Below are 13,776 nucleotides of genomic sequence, written 5' to 3'. Positions count from 1 at the left end.
CGTCGATTGAGCTAACGCTCTAATAAAAAGCCGCCATCGAAGTGATTCGCTGGCGGCTTTTTAGTGCTGGCTGATAATTGAGCCGCACAGGGCAGGGCGCAGGCTAGTTGTGCACGTCTTCAACGGGCGGCTCAGTCGGCGTTTCCGCTGCTATTGGTGCATCGTTTTGCGCTGCAACCAGACTCTCAGTGCGCGGTTCGGTGGTGACAGTGAATTCGTCTAGCTCAATGGCGCCGTTGCCTTGACCGAGCAGATGGAAGGAAAAGGCTTTACGCGTATCTAGATTGTTGAAGGTAAAGGTTACGCTGACCGGCTGATCTGTCGTGAGCTTGGGCAACGGAGGAATCGCGATCTCGACATCTCGGTCATACTCCTTGGTTTTCAGTTGCAGGGTAGCGCCAGCAGCATCGAGATTTACCGCACGAATCTTCATGGTCACCGTGGTTTGGGTGCCTTGAGGCAACTCCAGGTACTGTGCGCCAACCAGATTGTCGGCCCAGTCGTCAGTACGCTGAGGCTTGAGCTGGATCGGTTGATCGTTGGCGAACTCATAATGCTGGCGGCTGGCATTGGCATTGCGTAAAGACTGATTGAGCAGTGCCGCTTGTTGGCTGAGCAGGCGCGCAGGTTTGCCGGTGAAACGGCCCAGATAATGCGATTTATCATTGATAAAGCCTGTGCTGGCGTAGCGTCGACACACATGCTGGAAATCACACTCGGTAAAGGTGCCCTTGCCATCGTGCTGACGTAGCAGGCCGTTGGTGTAGGAGATAATCTGCCGGCCAGAACTATAGTCACGCAGCAGCGAGCGGCCACTGATATTGCTGGGCACGGGCAGGGCAAAGTAGTCGAGAACCGATGCGTTGAGGTCAACGTGACCGTATACACCTTTTTTGAGGTGTGGCAGTTGCTGTTGCTCGGGGGCCAGAATCAAGTTGAAGCCCCACGCTGATGCCAGCGATAGATTTTCGATGCCGTGGGACTCATCAGACGTGACGATCACCAAGGTGTCTTTGAGTACACCTTGTTGCTTGAGCGCATCAAGGAAATCACCGACGGCGTCATCAAGATACGCCACTGCAGCCAGTTTACTGTCCGGGAAACGCTGCAAGTATTCTGCTGGCGCTGAATAAGGTTGGTGCGTTCCGACCGTCATCAGCGTCAGCATCCAGGGCTGATCCTGCTTGCGCAGTTGGTTGATGTAACTCAGGCTGCCTTCAAAGAAGCCTTTGTCATCCATGCCCCACGGGAAATTCAGGTGAGGTGGGTTGGTAAACCAGTCGCGGCCAAGGGTTTTATCGAAGCCCATCTGCGGCATGATCTGGTCTTTGGCCATAAAGCGCAGGCCTGCGCCTTGCAGGTAGTGAGTGCTAAAGCCATTTTTACGCATCTGCGCGGGCAGGCATTGCTCGCTGCGAGCAGGGTTATTGAGCAGCTCAACGCCTTTGGGTGTGCCTGAGTCGAGTTTGCTAAAGTCGCCGCAGAGCATGGCGTACAAGCCGCGAATAGTCTGGTGGCTGTGCAACACATAATCGGCAGTGAGCATGCCGCGCTCAGCCCACTGACTCAGACGCGGCATGGTGTTGCCGTCGTATGGGCTGCGCAAGGCATCACGGCTCGGCGTCAGATAGGCACCGGGAATGCCTTCAAGCGTCACGATCAATACGTTACGTGCGCGCCCCGCTTGGTTAAGCAGTGGCGTGCCAGCCAGGTCGAGTTGCTGAAGGCCCGCGATATCCACCGGCGCGCCAGGCGGTTGATTGCTCAACCAGCCTTGCAGGTCTTGTTCGCCGTTATTTAAACCTTCTGCTGCAAGCTTGTGTGGCAGGTTGAATTGAAACCACTGGTCATTTTCGCTCGGCGCGCGGTACTGCAATACCGCGTGGCTGGCGAGTAGCCCCAGCGGTGCTATTAACCATGTGCTAGCAAGTGGTTGGCGCATTGCAGGCGGCTGACGAAATAACAGCAGCAGGTATAAGCCGATGTTGAGCAGCAAGGCCAAGACCAATGCCGGATGACTAAGACCAGCCCCATGGGTCGAGCGGCTGACAAATTTTGCATCGGTCAGGTAATGCAGGTCGGAAATTTCAGGCATGCGCCCAACCGCCGCAATCAACTCAACATTGGCTAAGGTCAGGATGCTCCATAGAATCATCAGCGGCAGAGCGATAATCAGTGTGCGCTGGTAGAGCAGTACAACCAGAAGGCTACCGACAGCGATATCAGAAAGATAACCATAAGGTTGTGACCAGCCGAGCAGGCAACGGCTGATTACTGGAATAAAGATAAACAGGGAGCAGAGCGTTAGCAGTGCGCTGTAGGTCGGGCTGTGCCAGCGGTTAAGAAAACGCACGAGTGCTCCTGAGGTCAATGCCATTCATATTCAACGGCATCGCCGAATCGACCGCTCTAGCGGTCTGTCGTGATTTTGAAACAACTGTGTGCTAACCGCCAGTGCTGATGTGAAAAATAGCGCTGACTTCGCGGCTGACTGCGCGACGGGGGATGTTTCAGGGGGGGGCTGGTAATTACCAGTGTCAGTTGAACCGTTAGGGCAATTGGGCAACAGATTTAAACCTGGCAGCACTGAAGCGCGCTGCTGGGCAAGTGTCTGGCAAATGCCATCACTTTGCCCTATGAGCAAATAGCCCTAGCGTCGTAGCTGGTCTTACTTCTTACCGATGGTGATCTGTTTGGTTGTGCCGTAAACCTGACCGCTGACGCCTTTGGCGATCTGCTGGATTTCACCACCCGACTTCAGGAAAGCTGCGATCTGCGCGTCAATTGAGGCGCTGGTTTCAACAGCCGGAGCTGGTTTGGATTTGGTGTTTGATGCTTTTACGCGCATGACGGCCATTAACCTTTACTCAAAATTAACTCGGTCGACCAGTATACATGAATTGCTTGACAATTATTCGGTTAATGACGTCGAGAATTTATAAGGGGCAAATTAATTAAGTGTTTTATTGAGCTATTTAATGTTTCAGTTTTGCATCCAAATAACTGTTTTTATTCAATTAAATATTAATATTTAATTGGGAATTGATAGTTTTTTTGCCATTGGTCGGGTCGCTGCTGGAAGCCAATCGCTGGGGCGAAGCTGATTGGCAACACCCAGCGAGAATACTGGCTGTAACTCAGTTAGAATGCAGGCATTGCAATGAGGGTTGGGTACCATGGCGTTAATTGGACGAATGAATTCTTTACAGGTCGTGAAGCACACTGACTTTGGCCTGTATTTAGATGGCGGAGCTGACGGCGAAATCTTACTGCCCAAGCGTTACATCCCCAGTGATACCCCGAGTGAGGTTGAAGACTGGCTCAATGTATTTGTCTATCTGGACAGTGAAGACAAGCTGATCGCCACCACTGAAAAACCTAAAGTTCAGGTCGGTGAATTTGCCAGTTTGAAAGTGATTGATATCAATAATGTAGGCTTGTTTCTTGACTGGGGGCTGCCTAAAGATCTGCTGCTGCCGCACTCGGAAGAGAAGCGTCCGCTCCAGGTCGGTGACTATTGCGTTGTCCATGTGTTTTTGGACAAGCGTAGCAAGCGTATCACCGCGACTGCGCGTCTCGATCGTTACCTCGATAACATCCCAGCGCCTTACAAGGCGGGTCAGGAAGTTGATCTGTTGATTGCCGACGCCACTGACATGGGCTTTAAAGCCATCATTAATGGCAAGCATTGGGGCCTGCTGCACAAGAACGAGCTGTTCAAGTTTGTGCGCAGCGGCATGCAAGAGAAAGGCTTCATCAAGGAAATGCGCGGTGACGGCAAAATCAGCCTTAGCCTGCAGCCGGTCGGCCAAGAGGCGGTTGGCAGCTTGAGTGATCAAGTGCTGAGTAAGCTGCGGGCCAACGATGGCGTGTTGCCGCTTAGCGATAAAAGCTCACCTGAGGCCATCACTGCGTTGTTTCAGGTCAGTAAAGGTAATTTCAAGAAAGCCATTGGCGGCCTGTACAAGCAGGGTTTGATCATCATTCACGAAGACCGTATCGAGCTGATTGGTAAGTAAGGCAGCCAGTGGTCACTGTGATGGAGCATCCACGGCACTGGGGTGTCTGATGCTATGCAGTTCTCCACGCAGAGAGGCAGAGCAATGATCAAACTGAATATTTTGTTGAGTGCCGGACTGCTGTTCGGCGCACTCAATGTTGCCCAGGCCGATCAACCCGAACAACAGACAATCCGGGTCATTCCTAAAACCTACATCAGCCCCGGTGCAACTGGCAGCATCGGCCAGTCGCGCAGCTCGCGACAGTCCAATGTCTACGGTGGTCGTGAGGTGCCGAGTGACATCGGTTCTGTACACCAACAGAACAGTACGGGCAGCCAATCATTCGAAACTCGCGGCGGTATCCGCCAAACCACGGTGTATCCCGGTGGTTACGAGGTTGAGCGCACACCGGGCAGTTCAACCTATGAGCGACAACGCAACCGCTGATGGAACTTGTACTGAGTTTGTTTCAGACCAAAAAAACACCAGTCGAATGCTGATTCGCTGGTGTTTTTTATGGTGTGTTTAAAGCTTTTTATGGCGTGTTTAAAGCGCCAACTTTTAGCCTTTACTGCCCCAAATATCCTCGAGCCGTGAATCACGTCCGCAGGCGGTACGGTAATACTTATAGCGCAGCGGGTTTTTCAGGTAATAGTTCTGATGATAATCCTCGGCAGGGTAGAAGGTCTTGCCCTGCAATATTTCAGTGACAATTTTGCCTTTGAGTTTTCCTGAGCTTTGCAACGCGGCTTTCGAGGCCTGTGCTGCGGCCTTTTCAGTGTCATCACTGTAGAAAATCGCACTGCGATACTGCGTGCCACGGTCACAGAACTGCGCATTGGCAGTGAGTGGATCAATGGTTGGCCAGTAGGCTTCAAGCAATTTTGCGTAGCTGGTTTTGCTCGGGTCATAATTCACTAACACGGCTTCTAAATGCCCGGTATTGCCTGATGAGACTTGCTCATAAGTCGGATTGACCACTGTGCCACCGATGTAGCCAGAGGTTGTCGACAAGACGCCAGGTACTTTGTCGAAGTCCGACTCGGTACACCAGAAGCAGCCGCCAGCGAATACCGCGACCCCTTGTTCTCCGGGCTTAAGTTCGATACTCGACGGTGTCGATGCAGCTTGCGCATTGGCAGACTGCGAAAATGTTGGTCCACAAGCGCTGAGCAGGACACTTAACAGTAGCGTCGCGCCTACAAGTGCGTAGCGCTTGGTTTTTGCAAGTAAATCAGCAGGCATCATTAGCTCCTTAAAGCAGGCAAGTCTTGGCCTTTAGCAACAAATTGCAGCGCAACGCCATTGTTACACCAACGTTCACCACGCGGCGGTGGGCCGTCATCGAATAAGTGCCCCTGATGGCCGCCGCAGCGAATGCAGTGGTATTCAGTGCGTGGCCAGATCAATTTGAAATCACGTTTTGAGCCGGTATGGCCAGCAATTGGCTGGGTAAAGCTCGGCCAGCCGGTGCCGCTATCAAACTTATTCTCGCTGAGGAACAGCGGCAAATTACATGCGGCGCAGATATAGGTGCCTTCACGTTTTTCATGATTGAGTGGGCTGCTATTCGGTCGCTCAGTACTTTCCTCAAACAAGACCGCGTATGCGTCTGGTTCGAGTATTTCACGCCACGCCTCATTGGATTTGTGTAGAGGCGTAATACTTGCTGCCGTTGCTGCCGTTTCAGCAACTGCAGGTCGTATCAAAGGGCTTAACAGCGGGAGTGCCGGTAATAGGGCTAGGCCGTGGAGAAAAGAGCGTCGCTTCATGAGTATCTTCATCCTCTGTCCTGAGCAATATAGAGACTAAAAAAACGCAGTTATTACAGTTGGCATTGGCGTTTTAGACTCAGCAAGTACAGAAGGCGATCAGCGGCTTGCTACGCTGGTAACGCCTTAGCCGCTCATTAAGGGGGGCTGGCAACTGCAAGGCGGAGCTGAAGCCCAATGCCTGATAAAAGTCGCTCAGCGAGGGGTGGCAGAACAACCAAATAGGGCCGTAACAGTTGGCGATAGCTGAGTGTATGAGCTGTTTGGCGTGACCTTGTTGGCGATGCTCGGGGGCAACGAACAGACTGGTCAACCAGTGGCCGTTGGCGACCGGACGTAGGCATAGTGCGGCGATAATCTGCGATTGCTCAAGCGTCCAGACCTGGTCGTCATGGGCTGCTTTCATCTTTGCACGGTGTGCGCTGTAAAACTTATTAGCCAGGGGTTTTAGTGCCTCAGGTAAGGCTCGAAGACGTGTTGCAGGCATAGTCGATCGGTTAGTCAGTTTAGGCCGGGCTATAAGCCCAGCGCCGCTGCTTGGCAGGCGCTGGGCGATTGTATCAGGTGTGCGCGGCGTGGCTGCCAAGCAGGGTTTGACCCTCGTTCTTGGACTTCTTGGCCATGCGCTTTTCCTGAGCGGTTTTAAGCGGTTTCTTTTTGCTGTTCTTTTTTGAATCCATACCTTTGCTCATGATCTTTACCTCAGTGGGTGAAAAGTGAGTGAGCGTGGAGCATTTGGTTCATTGCCACCTCCCTCCGATAAGCGTTGGTAAGGTTCAGTCTACTCTGATTGGCCAGAAAAGCAGCTGCTCAAAATATCAGCGCTCAGCACAGCTGCTGATGCGGCGTTCGGCAACGATTTCTGGTAAATCATTGCGCTGCATATACAGCTGAATCGGCGTGGTGATGTTTAGACGTTCATCGATATGCTGATCAAGCAGTAGCTGTATACGTGTGCGGTCCAAGCGCATGTGTTCGCCAGACTGCACGCTCCAGACGAATTCGCTGGTCGGTTCAATGGAGTTTTCGATGATATCCAGGCCGAATGAGTCTTCGCTAAAACGCACGATGTACTGCCCGATTTTTTGATTAAACCCTACAAAACCCTGGAGTTGATCAGCAGCGTTACAGATGTCGGAGGAAGTTGTGCTCATGATGCTCGGCCTGTAGTGATCAAGTGATCATCACAGGCTAATCGGCTCAACAATGAGCATCTTGCTCAAGATCAATACCCCAGCATAATCGGCCCGCTGAATAGCCAGATTTATTGCTCACGTTCCAAGCGCGCCACTGCTTCCGGGCCACCCATGAGCTTTGCTGCGGTAAGCGGAGTCACACCGTTATTATCACTGCTTTTGGGATCGGCCCCATAGCTGAGCAACAGGTCGATTGCCGCAACGTTATTGAACATCGCCGCCATCATCAGTGAAGTTTTACCATCAGGGGTCGTGCCTTCAACGTCAGCGCCATGTTCGAGGAGCATTTTGATGATATCGAGATTGCCTTTGAAGGCTGCACCTGCCAGCGGTGTTTGACCGTTTTGATTGCGCAGATCCGGGTCAGCCTTGGCCGCAAGGAGCATTTCTGAGGTTTCGATATGCCCGTGATAGCTCGCCAGCATTAACAGGCTGTCACCTTTGTAGTTACGCAGATTTACCGGCAGTCCTTGTTCGATCATTGCACGCAATGTGTCGGTATCACCGCAACGCGCATGGTCGAAAACTCGCTCAGCGAAGGCCAAGGCTTCGTCGTCGAGTTGTTCACCTGGATTGCTTGGTTGATCGGTCATAGAATTCTCCTTCCTTGATAAAAACGGTAAAACTCGGCAATCAGTCTGCCCATAGCATAACGAGGTTGGCGTTGGCATGTTGATTGGCTTTATTGATCATGGTGATTTATTCAGCGAAATCGCCATGCCTAGATAAAAGCCTGGATGAAGTGTGCCATTCAACCTCGTTCAGGGCTAAATTCTGATGCGGTCTTAACATTCCTGATCGAGTTGGACATGGAGTGGTTCGGGTTGAGCAGGGCCTTGCGAATTTTCTCGTAATCTTCCATCGACAGGCTGCTGCGGCTCAGGACCTCAAGTGCAAATTGCTTAACCTCGGCGTCGCTATAGGCAGGCTCTCTGGGTTCCGGTTGCGAGGCGCAGCCACTGAGAACCACAGTTAATACAGCCAGTAAAAGAGCGATTGAATGTTTCATCTAAGCACCTGTTGATCTGAGCATTTCGGGATGCATATAGATTATTCAGCGGCGCTGCAGAGTAGAAATCGATCGTTCTGATAGTGGCTATTGAGGTTTTGTAAGGCTGGTTCAGAGATTCGCAGTGGTATGGCTAAGCCAGATGCCGCCAAGTGCAGGCAAAACATGCTCAGAAAGGAGTGGGGCAAGGTTATCTGGCCGTGGCTGTTGCGCCTCTAACCATTCGAGTTGCTCAAGCTCAGCCGCTGGATAAACCCTATGCGGTAGGGCGCCACGGTATACCGTGGCGGTAATGCGGGTGTTGGCCTCGTTGGCGGCTGGCGCTGAAAACTGGCCGAGCAAACTGATGCTGTTCACATCGAGGCGCAGCTCTAGTTCTTCCAGCAGTTCGCGCTGTAGCGCGTTAAGCGAGCTTTCTCCTGGCTCGCACTTGCCACCCGGGAGCATAAAGGCTTGAGTGCCGCGCTTGCGCACCAGCAGCAAGCGCCCATTCAAATCGAATAAGCAAATAGCAGCGATGTTGAGGATTGGAAGTTCGCTTGGCATGCGCTGCTATTGGTTATGAGGCATGTGGGTTACTGCAGTGTGTTGGAGAACGCACTGGTTTCGCCGAGTGACAGGCTGTTCGGGCCGACTTTGACGGACATCAGTGGCGAGTTATTCAACCACACGTCGTCAATCACGATGGTTTTGCCAATGTCTTCGTTATCCGCTGCAACCAGCAGGTAATAAGTGCCGCTCTCTGGCGCTTCACCTTCCCAGCCCATGCTCATCTGACCGACACCGGTTGTTGTGTGCGATGGTTTATTGGCAATTACCACACCGTAGCTGTCGAGTAGCATGGCGCGCGGCTTGATGGCGAATTTGCTCACGCCCAGGCACGAATTGTTGCAGCGCGAATTCACATTCAGATTGAAGTGCTCACCCTTTTTCAGGGCCAGTGAAAACACCCGGTAGTTTGAAATCGAACTGCCAAAGTTCAAGCGCGGCTGGTCGGCAGTGATGGTCCATGAAGGTACGGCGACACCCGGATTTACCGGCAGAGGGATAGCCTCGGCATTATGCAGCGCTTCAAGGGTGGTTTTTGCCATGGGGCTGGCGACCGAATGCTCATAGGCCGCGTGCCGCGGTATGTCGCTTGGGGCAGTGCTGGCGCACGCGGTAAGCAAGACGCTTAACGCGAGGATTAAAAACCTGTGCAAAGCAAACTCCTGGGGATATCCCTGATGGGAATCACATTTCTGTATATGTAATGAAGATTTTAACCTGTAATGACGTACTGGCATTGTGCTACTTGTGGCAAAACAGCAACTCTTGCATATTTGAGGGGGCAGGTTCGCATCCTCGGCATGCCGATAAGCACACCGAGAACTGTCGCTCTGCGAACTGGATTTAGCCTGCAAGACCTACATAGACATTCTGCACGTCATCGTGAGCGTCGATCGCTTCAAGGAAAGCTTCGACTTCTTCAAGCTGTTCAGCGCTCAGGCTGGTCACTGGATTTTTCGGCCGGTAACCGATATTTGCCGAGTTCACGGTAAATCCGTGTTCTGGCAAGGCGCGGGATACCGCATCGAGGTCGGTTATTTCGGTGATGAATAGGGTGTTGCCTTCATCCGCCTCTTCAAAATCCTGAGCGCCAGCTTCGATAGCAGCCAATTCAGCATCCGCTTCACCTTCGGGTGAGGCTTCGATCAGGCCGACATGATCAAAATCCCAAGCTACAGAACCGGACGCGCCCATCTGGCCTTTACGGAACAGCACGCGAACTTCGGCAACCGTGCGGTTGATGTTGTCAGTCAGGCACTCAACGATCACCGGTACCTGGTGGGGCGCAAAGCCTTCGTAGGTAGTGCGTTCAAAGTTGACTGTTTCACCCAGTAGGCCAGCACCTTTTTTAATAGCGCGTTCCAGTGTGTCTTTGGGCATGGAGGCTTTTTTCGCCTGATGCACAGCAAGGCGCAGCTTAGGATTCATGTCCGGATCGGCACCATTACGGGCAGCGATCATGATCTCCTTGACCAGGCGACCAAAAATCTTACCGCGTGCGTTGGCTGCGGCTTCTTTAGGTTTGGCTTTCCACTGTGCGCCCATGGGGATTCTCTTGAGTCAGTAATACGATAGGTTCACCCAGACACAGCAGCCTTGAGGGCATGGAGCTTGGGCATCAAAAAGTTAGTGGGTTATTTTAATCGTTCCGAGCGAGGCTGACACCCATCAAATTCACAGACACGGGTGTTTAAAGCCCAAGCGCCTCTAGTTTGAGACTCTCGGCTAGCGATTATCGATTTGAAATATGTTCAATTTCCGGCAATGCCATCGCCACGACCGCACCTGCGGCGCCTATCAAGGACAACAGCAAACTGTATAGGTCTTCAGTGATGCCATGTGGGCACTGGTTTGGTCTATCGGGTCGGAGCGAGGCTTGCAGCGCCATTAACAATGTCGCTGACGTGCATGCTGAATTAAGAAGCTTGTTGGATTCAGCAGGCTTCGATTTAGATCAGGTTTTGTTGGGGCGGGGCGTTTAAGCAAGCGCGCCGTTATGCAACGGCGCGTAGCAGAGTCATCAGTCTTGGCGATCTGTGACTTCGAGCAGGTGATAACCGAATTGGGTTTTCACTGGACCCTGCACGACATTAACCGGGGCGCTGAATACGACAGTGTCGAATTCTTTAACCATTTGGCCTGGGCCAAAAGTACCCAGGTTGCCGCCGTCGCGGCTTGATGGGCAGCTGGAGTTATCTTTAGCGACCTGCGCAAAGTCAGCGCCGCCTTCGATTGAGGCTTTCAGTTCGTTGCATTTGGCTTCGCTGGAAACCAGGATGTGGCGGGCAGTGGCTCGAGCCATGGGGATGTACTCCTATCGAATAAGTTGCTGAGCCTACCGTAATCAGTCGATGATTCAAACGCCGAATGCATCACCGACCCACGTAGATAGCTCTAGCGCTTACCCATCGAACGGCGTGTACCGCTTGGTGCTGGGCCGATTTTCTTCTCGTGAGCCGATTTATTGCCCTTGCCATGCCACGCCTGACCCTCGTTCTTGCCCGGTGCAAAGGTGGCGGGTGAGAACGGAAACTTGAAGGCTGGAATTGCAGGCTTGGCAGCCGTTTCGCCAGTTGCCTCGGTGACGGTTGCATCAACGGTCTTGGCGTCGAGGGCTGGGGCTGGCGACTGAGTGGTTTTCATGTGATCCATGTGCTGCAGTAGATGAGTGAGGGCGCGAGTATACGCGCTGCTGGCTTTTAGCGTTCAGGAGAACAGTGCGCGGCTAGATATCATCGGCCTGATTGGCGCATCAGGCCCTTTAACCTAGCTGACACTCCACAACAGCGCGGGCAGGCTACCAGCGGCTGCCAAGCCCATTAGCAGGGCTGCAGCTTTTGGCCGGTAGGGCAGAAGCAGCACCAGAATGAGTGCTGCAGCGCTGAGCAGACCAAACCAGATGACCACACCAACCGAACTGCCCCAGGCGCGAACACAGGGCCAAATGGCTGCGGCCAGCAGCAGCCAGCCGAGTACGCGCAATACCCGCTGAAGGGCTGGCGCTGTGCGCGTCCAGACCTGTCGGTGATGCCGATCCATCCCCAGGCATAGCGCAGCCATGCCGGCGTAACTCAAGGCTGCGCCGAGCAGCAGAGCGAGCACCATGTCCATCAAGCCACCTCTACTTCAGTAGTATTCAGATTTTGTCGGGGCGCCTTGCTCTTGGCTTTATTTAGGCTTTTGCGCCAGAGCTGACGTGCCGCCCATACATTTAACAGGCCTAGGAATATGGCGGTAAGCTCGACAGCGGCGCGCTCGCCATCACCGCGTTGCAGGTACGTGACGAACTGGTCGCCGACCACCAACCAATTGAGCAGTGGCAACGCCAGACACAGCGCTGCGGTTGCCAACAATTGTTCAATCCAGGCCTGAGATGCCGGGCGCAGTGCTGCGTGGACATAGCTCAGTAGCCAGACTGCGAAGAAGGCGGCAACTTCCCACTCTGGGCGGTCAGCGATACCTAACGGAATCAGGCGATTACCCCAGAAGAAGGCGACGCAAGCCAAACTGATGCCGCTGATGGACCCTATGTTCAGCACCTCGATGATCCGATAGACCTGTGGCGTGCGAGCGCCAAATTCATGCAGAGAACGTTGCCGGCGCTTGACCATGAATAGAATGGCTCCGGTTGCCATCATTGCTGCTCCAGCCAAGCCGCAGATGAAATAGAGCCAGCGGGCGGTGAGCCCACCGAAGGCGGCGAAGTGCAAGTTACGCATTACCGATTGCACGTCCTGGGCTGCGCCGCCGCGTAATTCGCCGGGTGCTTGAATATCTTGTTGCTCGCCAGTCACACCATCGAAGAACACCTGGCCACCGCCGTCGCCGAGCAAACGGTATTCACCGGTTTTTTCGATAAAGCGGCCAAAGGTCACCACTGAAGCGCTGCTGTCACCGGGGTGCTCAACGCTGATGAAACTGAGCGGTCGTTGCAGCTGCTTTTCGCTGTTCACCAGTATTTGATCGAGCGCAGTGACTTCGGCGCTGATGCCGGTTTCTTCGCGCGGAGACGGCTGAGTCAGTAGGTCGGCGAAGTAAGCGTCGTCGGTGTTGTAATGGGTTTCGATACCCGCTGGCATATACAGCATGTAGAAGGTCGCCAGACCGGTGTAGGCAATCATCAGCTGGAAAGGCAGGCTCAGCACTGACACCGCATTGTGTGCGTCTAGCCAACTGCGTTGCTGTTTACCAGGACGGAAGGTGAAGAAGTCTTTAAAGATGCGTTTATGGGTGATCACGCCACTGACCAAGCCAACGAGCATGGCCATGGTGAAGAACCCGACGAACCAGATACCTGCAGTGCCGCCATGGAACTCAAAGTGCATGTGCACGAAGTGGTGGCCGCCTTCACTTTCGCGTTCGGTACTGGCTTTGATTGGCTCGCCGCTGACGGCATCCAGGCGCAGGTTTTGGAATTGCTCCTTTTGGTCTTGCCAGAAAACCCGTACTGCAGGATCAGTATCACTTGGAAGGCCGATGCCCCAGAAGTGACTGCTTGGCACATGCTCACGCAAATACGCCTGACCGACACGCACCGCTTGAGGACGGTTAACGCCGTCGTCCATGCCACGGATTTCGCCTGCTTGCGGCAGTTGTGGCTTCATCCAACGGGTAATGGCTTCATCGAACACGCCGAGTGATCCGGTGAGGAACACCACAAACAGCACCCAGCAAGCCCACAGCCCACCCCAAGTGTGCAGCCACGCCATCGACTGACGCAGGCCGTCCTTCTTGATTTCCTGAGTCATACCATGCCCCTCCCAAGCCACCAGCCCAGCGGAGCCAGAACCATTGCTGGCAACATCAGACCAAGCCACGCACGACGGTTGTCCTGTACCGCAAAGACCCAAATGATCGCCGCGGTATAAACCGCAAAGCTGGCCAATGAAGAGGCCAGAATCGCCTGACTTTTTGGTAGCGGCAGCACCGCACCGAGAAAAATCACACTAGCCGAGGTCAGCGCGTAGCCGCCGAAAATCGCGGCGGCTACGCGTGACCACAAAATGCGGCCACGGGAAGGAGAGGTCGGTTTCATCAGCAAGCAGCCATCGTTCGAAACAAAGGAGGTCCCTCGGCTGGGCCGAGGAATGAAAAGTAATCTTAACAAGAATCAGTTGCGTATAAATCAAAGACGAACGACACAGGCAAAACTCTAAGGGAAACAGGCTGTCAAGCTGTGACAAAATGTTTCATTCGGCAGTGTAAACATCACCGATTCCAACAATGCGGTGTTATATCAGGCGGGAAAT

General features: G+C 53.4%; 18 protein-coding genes. 2 read left to right on the top strand and 16 right to left on the bottom strand.

Annotated elements, in window-relative coordinates:
- Positions 1-103: 103 nt before the first annotated feature.
- Positions 104-2,353, bottom strand: coding sequence for an LTA synthase family protein (locus B9K09_RS15410; protein WP_087517641.1), 2,250 nt, complete (start codon positions 2,351-2,353; stop codon positions 104-106).
- Positions 2,354-2,668: 315 nt separating this feature from the next.
- Positions 2,669-2,857 (bottom strand): hypothetical protein, encoded by a 189-nt coding sequence (locus tag B9K09_RS15405; protein ID WP_177408671.1) that lies wholly within the window; start codon positions 2,855-2,857, stop codon positions 2,669-2,671.
- 319 nt (positions 2,858-3,176) lie between these two features.
- On the opposite strand from B9K09_RS15405, the gene B9K09_RS15400 reads away from it, so the two are divergent.
- A complete protein-coding gene (locus B9K09_RS15400; RefSeq protein ID WP_087517640.1) occupies positions 3,177-4,019 on the top strand; it encodes a S1 RNA-binding domain-containing protein in 843 nt (280 codons plus the stop codon).
- An 84-nt stretch (positions 4,020-4,103) separates the two neighbouring features.
- On the top strand, positions 4,104-4,448 hold the full coding sequence (locus tag B9K09_RS15395) for a hypothetical protein (protein ID WP_087517639.1): 345 nt from the start codon (positions 4,104-4,106) through the stop codon (positions 4,446-4,448).
- 114 nt (positions 4,449-4,562) lie between these two features.
- Here B9K09_RS15395 and msrA read toward each other — a convergent pair whose 3' ends face one another.
- The 14 genes from msrA to B9K09_RS15325 all read right to left on the bottom strand — a co-directional run bounded on the left by msrA (position 4,563) and on the right by B9K09_RS15325 (position 13,562).
- Complete coding sequence (msrA, locus tag B9K09_RS15390; RefSeq protein ID WP_087517638.1) at positions 4,563-5,246, bottom strand: peptide-methionine (S)-S-oxide reductase MsrA; 684 nt, start codon at positions 5,244-5,246, stop codon at positions 4,563-4,565.
- A 2-nt stretch (positions 5,247-5,248) separates the two neighbouring features.
- Positions 5,249-5,773: a peptide-methionine (R)-S-oxide reductase MsrB gene (gene msrB, locus B9K09_RS15385; RefSeq protein ID WP_087517637.1), complete on the bottom strand. Its 525-nt coding sequence runs from the start codon at positions 5,771-5,773 to the stop codon at positions 5,249-5,251.
- 79 nt (positions 5,774-5,852) lie between these two features.
- The gene (locus B9K09_RS15380) at positions 5,853-6,179 is read right to left on the bottom strand and encodes a GNAT family N-acetyltransferase (RefSeq protein WP_371917410.1); all 327 of its coding nucleotides are present in this window, start codon (positions 6,177-6,179) and stop codon (positions 5,853-5,855) included.
- A gap of 412 nt (positions 6,180-6,591) precedes the next feature.
- Positions 6,592-6,927, bottom strand: coding sequence for a DUF2025 family protein (locus B9K09_RS15375; protein WP_087517635.1), 336 nt, complete (start codon positions 6,925-6,927; stop codon positions 6,592-6,594).
- 110 nt (positions 6,928-7,037) lie between these two features.
- Complete coding sequence (locus B9K09_RS15370; RefSeq protein ID WP_087517634.1) at positions 7,038-7,562, bottom strand: ankyrin repeat domain-containing protein; 525 nt, start codon at positions 7,560-7,562, stop codon at positions 7,038-7,040.
- Between the two features lie 158 nt (positions 7,563-7,720).
- Positions 7,721-7,978: a hypothetical protein gene (locus tag B9K09_RS15365; protein ID WP_087517633.1), complete on the bottom strand. Its 258-nt coding sequence runs from the start codon at positions 7,976-7,978 to the stop codon at positions 7,721-7,723.
- A gap of 111 nt (positions 7,979-8,089) precedes the next feature.
- Entirely contained in the window at positions 8,090-8,524 is a 435-nt protein-coding gene (locus tag B9K09_RS15360) for an NUDIX domain-containing protein (protein ID WP_087517632.1), read from the bottom strand.
- A gap of 29 nt (positions 8,525-8,553) precedes the next feature.
- Positions 8,554-9,180 carry a hypothetical protein gene (locus B9K09_RS15355; protein ID WP_087517631.1) on the bottom strand — a complete coding sequence of 209 codons (627 nt, stop codon included), beginning with the start codon at positions 9,178-9,180 and terminating at the stop codon, positions 8,554-8,556.
- Positions 9,181-9,370: 190 nt separating this feature from the next.
- Positions 9,371-10,072 (bottom strand): YebC/PmpR family DNA-binding transcriptional regulator, encoded by a 702-nt coding sequence (locus B9K09_RS15350; protein ID WP_087517630.1) that lies wholly within the window; start codon positions 10,070-10,072, stop codon positions 9,371-9,373.
- 475 nt (positions 10,073-10,547) lie between these two features.
- Positions 10,548-10,829, bottom strand: coding sequence for a peptidylprolyl isomerase (locus tag B9K09_RS15345; protein WP_087517629.1), 282 nt, complete (start codon positions 10,827-10,829; stop codon positions 10,548-10,550).
- A 92-nt stretch (positions 10,830-10,921) separates the two neighbouring features.
- On the bottom strand, positions 10,922-11,170 hold the full coding sequence (locus B9K09_RS15340; protein ID WP_087517628.1) for a hypothetical protein: 249 nt from the start codon (positions 11,168-11,170) through the stop codon (positions 10,922-10,924).
- Between the two features lie 123 nt (positions 11,171-11,293).
- Positions 11,294-11,638: a DUF3325 domain-containing protein gene (locus tag B9K09_RS15335; protein ID WP_087517627.1), complete on the bottom strand. Its 345-nt coding sequence runs from the start codon at positions 11,636-11,638 to the stop codon at positions 11,294-11,296.
- The gene (locus B9K09_RS15330) at positions 11,638-13,275 is read right to left on the bottom strand and encodes a PepSY domain-containing protein (RefSeq protein WP_087517626.1); all 1,638 of its coding nucleotides are present in this window, start codon (positions 13,273-13,275) and stop codon (positions 11,638-11,640) included. The genes B9K09_RS15335 and B9K09_RS15330 overlap by 1 nt, the downstream gene beginning before the upstream one ends.
- Positions 13,272-13,562, bottom strand: a complete 291-nt coding sequence (locus B9K09_RS15325; protein WP_087517625.1) for a DUF3649 domain-containing protein — start codon at positions 13,560-13,562, stop codon at positions 13,272-13,274. The genes B9K09_RS15330 and B9K09_RS15325 overlap by 4 nt, the downstream gene beginning before the upstream one ends.
- Between the last annotated feature and the right edge of the window lie 214 nt (positions 13,563-13,776).

The organism is Pseudomonas sp. M30-35, from assembly GCF_002163625.1.
In the GTDB taxonomy this organism is placed as follows: domain Bacteria; phylum Pseudomonadota; class Gammaproteobacteria; order Pseudomonadales; family Pseudomonadaceae; genus Aquipseudomonas.
Note: the sequence above shows the minus strand (reverse complement) of the source record. Positions and strands in the feature narration are given on the sequence as shown.

Coding starts and splice junctions, on each gene's coding strand:
- B9K09_RS15405 (WP_177408671.1), bottom strand. CDS start 2,857: ATGGCCGTCATGCGCGTAAAAGCATCAAACACCAAATCCAAACCAGCT.
- B9K09_RS15400 (WP_087517640.1), top strand. CDS start 3,177: ATGGCGTTAATTGGACGAATGAATTCTTTACAGGTCGTGAAGCACACT.
- B9K09_RS15395 (WP_087517639.1), top strand. CDS start 4,104: ATGATCAAACTGAATATTTTGTTGAGTGCCGGACTGCTGTTCGGCGCA.
- msrA (WP_087517638.1), bottom strand. CDS start 5,246: ATGCCTGCTGATTTACTTGCAAAAACCAAGCGCTACGCACTTGTAGGC.
- msrB (WP_087517637.1), bottom strand. CDS start 5,773: ATGAAGCGACGCTCTTTTCTCCACGGCCTAGCCCTATTACCGGCACTC.
- B9K09_RS15380 (WP_371917410.1), bottom strand. CDS start 6,179: ATGAAAGCAGCCCATGACGACCAGGTCTGGACGCTTGAGCAATCGCAG.
- B9K09_RS15375 (WP_087517635.1), bottom strand. CDS start 6,927: ATGAGCACAACTTCCTCCGACATCTGTAACGCTGCTGATCAACTCCAG.
- B9K09_RS15370 (WP_087517634.1), bottom strand. CDS start 7,562: ATGACCGATCAACCAAGCAATCCAGGTGAACAACTCGACGACGAAGCC.
- B9K09_RS15365 (WP_087517633.1), bottom strand. CDS start 7,978: ATGAAACATTCAATCGCTCTTTTACTGGCTGTATTAACTGTGGTTCTC.
- B9K09_RS15360 (WP_087517632.1), bottom strand. CDS start 8,524: ATGCCAAGCGAACTTCCAATCCTCAACATCGCTGCTATTTGCTTATTC.
- B9K09_RS15350 (WP_087517630.1), bottom strand. CDS start 10,072: ATGGGCGCACAGTGGAAAGCCAAACCTAAAGAAGCCGCAGCCAACGCA.
- B9K09_RS15345 (WP_087517629.1), bottom strand. CDS start 10,829: ATGGCTCGAGCCACTGCCCGCCACATCCTGGTTTCCAGCGAAGCCAAA.
- B9K09_RS15340 (WP_087517628.1), bottom strand. CDS start 11,170: ATGAAAACCACTCAGTCGCCAGCCCCAGCCCTCGACGCCAAGACCGTT.
- B9K09_RS15335 (WP_087517627.1), bottom strand. CDS start 11,638: ATGGACATGGTGCTCGCTCTGCTGCTCGGCGCAGCCTTGAGTTACGCC.
- B9K09_RS15330 (WP_087517626.1), bottom strand. CDS start 13,275: ATGACTCAGGAAATCAAGAAGGACGGCCTGCGTCAGTCGATGGCGTGG.
- B9K09_RS15325 (WP_087517625.1), bottom strand. CDS start 13,562: ATGAAACCGACCTCTCCTTCCCGTGGCCGCATTTTGTGGTCACGCGTA.